Source organism: Atribacterota bacterium (assembly GCA_028717805.1).
Taxonomy (GTDB): domain Bacteria; phylum Atribacterota; class Phoenicimicrobiia; order Phoenicimicrobiales; family Stramentimicrobiaceae; genus Stramentimicrobium.
Genome location: JAQUNC010000062.1, coordinates 1 through 7,917 on the forward strand (window position 1 = coordinate 1; position 7,917 = coordinate 7,917).

At 35.3% G+C, this 7,917-nt stretch carries 8 protein-coding genes and 1 pseudogene; all 9 read right to left on the reverse strand.

What is annotated here, in order from left to right; genetic code table 11:
• Positions 1-597 (reverse strand): DUF5693 family protein (locus PHD84_10000; GenBank protein ID MDD5638126.1); only part of this gene is annotated, 597 nt, incomplete at its 3' end.
• 586 nt (positions 598-1,183) lie between these two features.
• Complete coding sequence (locus tag PHD84_10005) at positions 1,184-2,302, reverse strand: sodium ion-translocating decarboxylase subunit beta (protein MDD5638127.1); 1,119 nt, start codon at positions 2,300-2,302, stop codon at positions 1,184-1,186.
• 24 nt (positions 2,303-2,326) lie between these two features.
• Positions 2,327-2,737 carry a biotin/lipoyl-binding protein gene (locus PHD84_10010; protein MDD5638128.1) on the reverse strand — a complete coding sequence of 137 codons (411 nt, stop codon included), beginning with the start codon at positions 2,735-2,737 and terminating at the stop codon, positions 2,327-2,329.
• Between the two features lie 4 nt (positions 2,738-2,741).
• Positions 2,742-3,176 (reverse strand): OadG family transporter subunit, encoded by a 435-nt coding sequence (locus PHD84_10015; GenBank protein MDD5638129.1) that lies wholly within the window; start codon positions 3,174-3,176, stop codon positions 2,742-2,744.
• A 72-nt stretch (positions 3,177-3,248) separates the two neighbouring features.
• Positions 3,249-4,805: a carboxyl transferase domain-containing protein gene (locus tag PHD84_10020; protein ID MDD5638130.1), complete on the reverse strand. Its 1,557-nt coding sequence runs from the start codon at positions 4,803-4,805 to the stop codon at positions 3,249-3,251.
• A 140-nt stretch (positions 4,806-4,945) separates the two neighbouring features.
• Positions 4,946-5,353 (reverse strand): methylmalonyl-CoA epimerase, encoded by a 408-nt coding sequence (gene mce / locus PHD84_10025; GenBank protein MDD5638131.1) that lies wholly within the window; start codon positions 5,351-5,353, stop codon positions 4,946-4,948.
• Complete coding sequence (gene meaB / locus PHD84_10030) at positions 5,353-6,306, reverse strand: methylmalonyl Co-A mutase-associated GTPase MeaB (GenBank protein MDD5638132.1); 954 nt, start codon at positions 6,304-6,306, stop codon at positions 5,353-5,355. Before meaB ends, mce begins: the two co-directional genes overlap by 1 nt.
• 22 nt (positions 6,307-6,328) lie before the next feature.
• Positions 6,329-6,730 (reverse strand): cobalamin B12-binding domain-containing protein, encoded by a 402-nt coding sequence (locus PHD84_10035; GenBank protein MDD5638133.1) that lies wholly within the window; start codon positions 6,728-6,730, stop codon positions 6,329-6,331.
• Positions 6,731-6,748: 18 nt separating this feature from the next.
• Positions 6,749-7,804: pseudogene (locus tag PHD84_10040) on the reverse strand (methylmalonyl-CoA mutase family protein).
• Positions 7,805-7,917 lie beyond the last annotated feature (113 nt).

Below are 7,917 nucleotides of genomic sequence, written 5' to 3' on the forward strand. Positions count from 1 at the left end.
TGTTTTTATCCTTGGTGAATTTTTTGGTCTTAAAATAACGTTATAATCCGGGCTTTGAACCATTTCAATGTCTTCTTCTGAAAATCCTAATCCCAATTTAAGTAATTCTTCTTTATCTCCAGTAATTATTAAGCCATATTGACCATTACCCGTTAATAGTTCCTGTATCTGATTTGTTTCAAGATAAATCTGCAAATGCTCTTTGATTCTTAGTAAAAGAGAGTAATCCTGGCAAATTAAAATGTTTTTACCCCATAAAACATCCCTTCTATCAATTAAAATATCCTCGAATACCCATTTTATTTTTGTTATCTCACCTGAATCCCAAAAGGCTATTTTGCCCTGAAACATCAAGGTTTCAATATTATCTTCCTGAATGGCAATACTAATAATTCCACTGTTTTTTAATTGATTAAGTAAATCAAATTCATCTATTCCTTCTTTTAGTGCTAATTCCCTTACTTTATCCAAACTCATTACCATGTCAATTGTTTTATAATCACTTTCTAATATATGACGTTGCAAACCGGTCAAAATAGAAAAAATAAGAGCAAGAGCAATTAAAAAAAAGAGCATATTATGATAAATTATTTTCATAAAACTTTACCTCAATCTTATCCTTTATCAATACGAATCATATTGTAACATAGACTAAAAATATTGTCTTTTTATTTCAGGCTAAAGGTAGAAAATAATAAAACAGTATATCTTTAATCTTTAGGCAAAACATCTCATTTAATCATTAACACTTTTTAAGAAGGCAGTTTTATGGTTATGAAAAAATAATAATACCTAATTGGAACATATTCCAATAAGCCTGCCGTAATTATAAATTAGATTTAATCATTTGACAATCGAACTCTTGCCATTTTAACATATGTTCACAGCAGGTTTTAATTAAGATGATGGGGTAATATAGAATATTTCAACTAAGCCAGTTTCAACTCATAAAGTAATATAGCTTTTTAGAAATAATTGCTAGTAAGCTGTCAGAATAATTCCCTGCAATTTAGGCCTGGCTAATTGGTTACTATATTAAAGCAGAATAAACTTATTTCTAACTCAGACAAGATCAAGAATCATAATTTTGAAATTAGAAATATATTCACAATAGTACCTTCTTTAAATATCTTAAAACTTTAAAGATTAAATTTAAATCTTAGGCTTCTTAGCTAATTTCAATTTATTGCAATAGTGTTAGCATAATTCCAGCCGCTACTGCCGTACCAATTACTCCGGCAACATTAGGACCCATAGCATGCATCAGTAGAAAATTTCTGGGATTAGCCTGCTGACCTACTGTTTGAGCAACTCTGGCTGCCATAGGTACTGCAGATACTCCGGCTGCTCCAATTAAAGGATTAATCTTACCGCCGGATATTTTATATAATAGCTGTCCGAACATTACTCCCCCGAAGGTACTAAAAGCGAAGGCAATTAAACCTAAAGAAATAATCTTTATTGTCTCGACAGTCAGAAAATATTCTGCCTGCATAGTTGCTCCAACGCAGGTTCCCAGAAAAATAGTAACTATATTGATAAGCTCATTTTGTGTGGTATTGGATAGACGATTAACCACCATACTTTCCCTGAACAAATTACCCAGCATCATAATACCTATAATTGGAACAGTAGCTGGTAATATTAAACCGACAAAGATAGTACAAATAATAGGAAAAAGAATTTTTTCTGTTTTAGATACTGGACGCAATTGTTTCATAACAATTTTTCTCTGCTCCTTGGTAGTGAACATCTTCATTATAGGAGGCTGGATTAAGGGCACTAAAGACATATAGGAATAGGCAGCAACTGCAATTGCCCCTAAGATTTTCGGAGCCATCTTAGAAGCTAAATAAATTGAAGTAGGCCCATCAGCACCCCCGATTATACCAATTGCCGCTGCCTCTCTTATATCAAAACCTATTAAAACTGCACCGATGACAGCAATAAAAACACCAAATTGGGCAGCTGCTCCTAAGATAAAGGTTATCGGATTCGCTAACAATGGTCCAAAATCAGTCATAGCACCTATCCCCATAAAAATTAATATGGGAAATAGTTCATGACGTATACCAAAAGAAAGTATATTTAAAAAGCCTCCCTCTTCCATTAATCCAGTAAAAGGTAGGTTTACCAGAATTGCACCAAAGGCAATTGGTAGCAGTAATAATGGTTCATATTTTTTTACTATGGCAAAATAAAGCAGAATTCCCCCTACTATTAACATTATTACGCTTTCCAGGTTTAAACCAGCAAAACCTGATATTTTGGTCATTTCAAAAAGAGATTGAATAAGATTCATAATTTTACTCCTTTCACGATGCTACTATCCAATAATTATTAGAGTATCATCGGTTTCCACCATATCATTTACTGCAACAGCTATCTTTTTTATTTTACCACTGGAATTAGAAATAATTTCATTCTCCATCTTCATTGCTTCCAGAATTAAAACGGTATCCCCATCTTTCACTGTATCCCCTTCTGAGACATTTATTTTAAGAATTTTCCCAGGCATAGGAGCTTTAATCTCCTCGCCTTCCACAGCACTAATAGAAGCTGTCTTATAATTCTCAGATTTCATCGGTTCAGTCTCTGTTTTTCTGGATTCTTCTTTAACTTCTTTTGGTTCTACTTTGGTAACTGGAGTAATGCTTGGGAAAGTGTTACCTGAGCTTATCTCCTCCACTTCTACCAGGTATTCTTTTCCATTTACTTTAATCTTAAATTGTTTCATTATCTTAAAATCCTCCTTTTTTTCTGGCACTAATAGAAATTCTTTCGGTCATCATGTTTTGTCTTCCGGAAATTGACCAGGGGTTTAATGTCTGAGACATAATTCTTTTTATACTAATAGCGTTGATAGGTTGAGTCCTCACAGTCATATGCTGGAAGTTTGCTAAAGCAGCAGAAATTATGGCAATTATTTCTTCGTTTTCTCTTTGCTCGGAAACAATTGTCTTTTTCTCATCCGGTGGTATAATTAGCTTCTCCTCTTTTTTTATATACTTTTGATCTGTGGTAATGACTTTTTTCTCTTTTGCTACTTTCATAGCAGAGAATTCCACTATTTTTCTTAAACCTACCATCAATAAAGCCAGCAAACCTAAAATTATAAAAACCATAACCAATGCAATTAGCGAAAGTATAATTGCACCTTCTATTCCTTCATACATAAGCTACTCCTTCTATCAATTTGAAAGATATATTTACAAGAATTTTAGTTGAATTAATTTAACCAATTACAATTAAAGAGGAATATTACCATGTTTTTTACCAGGCAGACTCTCTCTTTTGGTGGAAAGCATTTCCAGAGAAGTAATCAATCTTGGCCTGGTCTCTCGGGGATCAACTATCATATCAACAAAGCCTCTACTGGCTGCGGCATAAGGATTAGAAAACCTTTCTTTATACTCATCAATTTTTTTCTGGCGATATTGTTCTGGATCTTCCGCTTTTTCAATCTCTTTTCTAAAAATAATATTAGCTGCTCCTTGAGAACCCATAACGGCAATCTCGGCAGTAGGCCAAGCAATGACCTGATCTGCACCTAAATCCCTACTACACATTGCCAGATATGCACCACCATATGATTTTCTAACTACAACTGTTATCTTGGGAACTGTTGCTTCAGAATAGGCATATAACATCTTAGCTCCATGCCTGATAATTCCTCCATATTCCTGAGCAGTCCCTGGTAAAAATCCTGGAACATCAACCAGGGTTAAGATGGGAATATTAAAGGCATCACAGAAACGTATAAAACGAGCAGCTTTATCAGAGGCATCAATATCAAGACATCCAGCCAGTACTTTTGGTTGATTGGCAATAATGCCAATGCTCTGTCCCTTTAGACTGGCAAATCCGGTAATAATATTACGAGCAAAATGTTCATGTGATTCTAAAAAATTGCCATCATCAACTATGTATCTTATGATATCTTTCATCTCATAAGGCTTATTGGGATCGGTTGGCACTATTGTTAATAATGCCTCTTCCATTCTATTTGGATCATCATTGACCTCTAAAATAGGAGGATTCTCCATGTTATTAGAAGGTATATAACCAATCAATGTTCTAACGGATTTAAATACTTCCTGTTCATTATCAGCAGCAAAATGAGCAACTCCACTTTTTTGATTATGAGTCATTGCTCCTCCTAATTTTTCTGAGGAAACATCCTCCCCGGTGACAGCCTTAATAACACTCGGCCCAGTAATATGCATAATACCAATTTTCTTTACCATAAAGACAAAATCCATTATGGCTGGAGAATATACTGCACCTCCTGCTGCGGGACCAACTACGATGGATATCTGGGGGACTACTCCTGAAGCAATAGTATTGCGATAAAATATCTGTCCATAGCCACTTAGAGAATCAACTCCTTCCTGAATGCGAGCACCTCCAGAATCATTGATACCTATTATAGGTGCTCCCATTTTCATGGCCATATCCATAACCTTGCATATTTTTTTAGAATGCATTTCACCTAAAGAACCACCAATTACAGTAAAATCCTGAGAAAAAACATAAACCAGGCGACCATCAATGGTACCATAACCAGTTATTACTCCCTCCCCTGGTACTTCCTTTCCCGCCATATCGAAATTAACACAACGATGCTCTACAAAAAGGTCAAGTTCATTGAAGCTTCCCTCATCTAATAACAGAGATATTCTTTCTCTAGCCGTAAGTTTACCCTTTTCGTGTTGTGCTTTAATCCTTTTTTCTCCACCACCAGCAAGAATCTTTTCCTTCTTTTCTTGTAAAATCTTCATTAGATCATTTATGGTTTGTTCCATTAACTTCCTCACCCCTCTTTTATTATTCATTTTCTTTAAATTTTTATCTCCTCTATTTCTGGTATATTCTGGTATAACAAAAGTCACTATACCATCAATTTATTTAATCTACTTACTTTTTTAACAAATTAATATTGCTTTTAATCCTCATGTTCACATAACTCAATTAAAATACCATTGGTACTCCTGGGATGTAAAAAGGCAATTCTAATACCTCCGGCACCATGACGAGGCTCCTGGTCAATTAATTGAACACCCTTTTTCTTTAAATCTTCCAGTACTGATTTTAAATTATCAACTTCAAATGCTATGTGATGAATACCCTCACCTCTTTTTTCAATAAATCTGGCAATACTCCCCTCTGAAGAAGTTGATTCCAATAATTCAATTTCACTTTCCCCAATCGGCAAACAAGCTACTTTTACCTTTTGATCTGCTACCTCTTCAATAGTTGCACACTTCATATCCAGAATATCCTGAAAAATAGGGAGTGAATCCTCTAATTTTTTTACTGCAATCCCAATATGATTAATTTTCTTAAACAAAATCAATTACCCCCTTTAAATATTTTTCCCTTAAAGATTTCAGTAAGTTTTTGGACAACACTATAAGGATCGTTATCCCGTTTTAATACTTTTTCTACCTCTTTTTCCAGGTTTTCCTCCCCAATAAATTGGAAAAACATCTCCTGCCAGTTTTCCTGAAAGAGATCATAAATCTCTTTTCTTATACGATTTTTTCTTCTTTGATACATCTGTCCACTATTTTGTAAATAAATAATCAATCTTTCAATCTCTTTCCATAATGGATCTATTCCGATATTTTCTGTACCAACAGTTTTAATTATAGAAGGATTTCTTTTCCCATTATCACTTAAATGTATCATCATCTCTATTTCTGTAATCAGCTTGTCAGCTCCATCCCGATCTGCCTTATTAACTACAAATATATCACCTATTTCCATGATGCCTGCTTTTATTACCTGAATATCGTCCCCCATACCCGGCATTACTACCAATAAAATAATATCAGAAACTTTAATTACCTCAATTTCTGATTGACCTACTCCAACTGTTTCAATAAAAATAATATTTTTCCCCATTGCCTCCATTATCTTAACAATAGCCTGGGTAGAACGCGATAAACCTCCCAAATGACCTCTGGTTCCAATGCTACGAATAAAAACTTCCTTATCTGTTGCCAGATCTTGCATCCTTATACGGTCGCCGAGGATAGCACCACCTGTAAATGGACTACTTGGATCAATAGCAATAATGCCAACTTTCTTCCCCATTTTTCTTACATGCTTAGTCAACCGGTCAGTTATGGTGCTTTTGCCTGAACCAGGGGGACCAGTAATTCCTATAACAACTGCCTTGCCACAATAATGATGTAACTCTTGCAATATTTTTTGAGCATGTTGAAAATCATTTTCCACCATAGTAATAAGCTTTGCTACAGCTCTGGCATCGCCCTGCCGTACTCTATTGCTCAAATTCATCTAATTACTCTCCTATCCAATATTAGGCAATCTTGACATTTTCTTTAATAAATTTAACAATTTCATTGGTATCTGTTCCTGGAGTAAATATTTCTTTAATTCCTATTTTCTTTAATTCCATAATATCCTCACTTGGAATAATTCCCCCAGCAATTATCACAATATCAGTTGCCTCTTTTTCCGTTAATAATTCCATTATTTTAGGAAATAGATACATATGTGCACCAGAAAGAATACTTAATCCAATTACATTTACATCTTCCTGAATCGCTGTTTCTACTATCTGTTCCGGAGTCTGTCTCAAGCCAGTATAGATAACCTCCATTCCGGCATCTCGCAAAGCTCTGGCGATTACCTTAGCTCCACGATCATGACCATCTAAACCTGGTTTTGCAACCAGAACTCTAATTCTAGTATTTTTCATAGTACACCTTCCTTGTCTCTATATCTTTATAGATTCTTTGTATTCACCGAAAACTTCTCTGAGTTTATCACATATTTCTCCCAGAGTAGCATAGCTTCTTACACAATCAAGAATAGCTGGCATAGTGTTTTGTTCAGTACTGGCAATCTTTTTTAATTCCATCAAATTTTTACGAACTACTTTTTCATTTCTTTTCTCTTTCACTTTTTTCAATTTTTCTACCTGTCTTTTCTCTATTTCCGGTTTTACTTTTAACAAATCTTTCATAGGTTCTTCTTCTTCTGACTGAAATTTATTAACACCAACTATTATTCTTTTTTTGTCTTCAATATCTTTCTGGTATTGATAAGCACTATTTTGTATTTCTTTCTGGATAAATCCCTTTTCAATTGCTTTCGGGGATCCTCCTAACTGATCAATCTGATTGATATAGTCTTTCGCACCCTGTTCAATTTCAGTAGTTAACTTTTCCAGATAATAAGAACCTGCCATCGGATCTACGGTTTCTGCCACTCCGCTTTCATAACCAATAATCTGCTGTGTCCTCAAGGCAATTCTCACTGATTTCTGAGATGGTAGAGAAAGTGCTTCGTCTCTGGAATTGGTATGTAATGACTGAGTACCTCCTAATACTGCAGCTAGAGCTTGAATGGCTACTCTTACTACGTTATTATCGGGCTGTTGTGCAGTTAGTGTACATCCGGCAGTTTGGGTATGAAAACGAAGCATCATTGACTTTGGATTTTTCGCCCCAAAGCGTTCTTTCATAATTTTCGCCCATAATCTACGAGCCGCTCTAAATTTGGCTACTTCTTCAAATAAATCATTGTGAGCATTAAAGAAAAAAGACAATCTTGGAGCAAAAGTATCAATATCTAGACCTCTCTTTACTGCTGCATCAACATAAGCAATCCCATTAGCTAAAGTGAAAGCAATCTCCTGAATAGCAGTTGATCCAGCCTCTCTAATATGGTAACCACTTATACTTATGGTATTCCACTTTGGTAATTTTTGGGAACAATAATCAAAAATATCAGTAATCAATCTCATAGAGGGAAGGGGTGGAAATATATATATGGTGACGGCGGTGATGGATATGCACCGGGCCGGCCGGATCGGGGCCGGCCGAGTCCGGGAGCTCATCAAGCCCTACCATATCCGGCAGATCGAGTCCGACGCCATCGAAC

Bases quoted from the DNA above. Each gene is read 5' to 3' on its own strand.
- PHD84_10005 (MDD5638127.1), bottom strand. From the start codon at position 2,302: ATGAATCTTATTCAATCTCTTTTTGAAATGACCAAAATATCAGGTTTT.
- PHD84_10010 (MDD5638128.1), bottom strand. From the start codon at position 2,737: ATGAAACAATTTAAGATTAAAGTAAATGGAAAAGAATACCTGGTAGAA.
- PHD84_10015 (MDD5638129.1), bottom strand. From the start codon at position 3,176: ATGTATGAAGGAATAGAAGGTGCAATTATACTTTCGCTAATTGCATTG.
- PHD84_10020 (MDD5638130.1), bottom strand. From the start codon at position 4,805: ATGGAACAAACCATAAATGATCTAATGAAGATTTTACAAGAAAAGAAG.
- meaB (MDD5638132.1), bottom strand. From the start codon at position 6,306: ATGAATTTGAGCAATAGAGTACGGCAGGGCGATGCCAGAGCTGTAGCA.
- PHD84_10035 (MDD5638133.1), bottom strand. From the start codon at position 6,730: ATGAAAAATACTAGAATTAGAGTTCTGGTTGCAAAACCAGGTTTAGAT.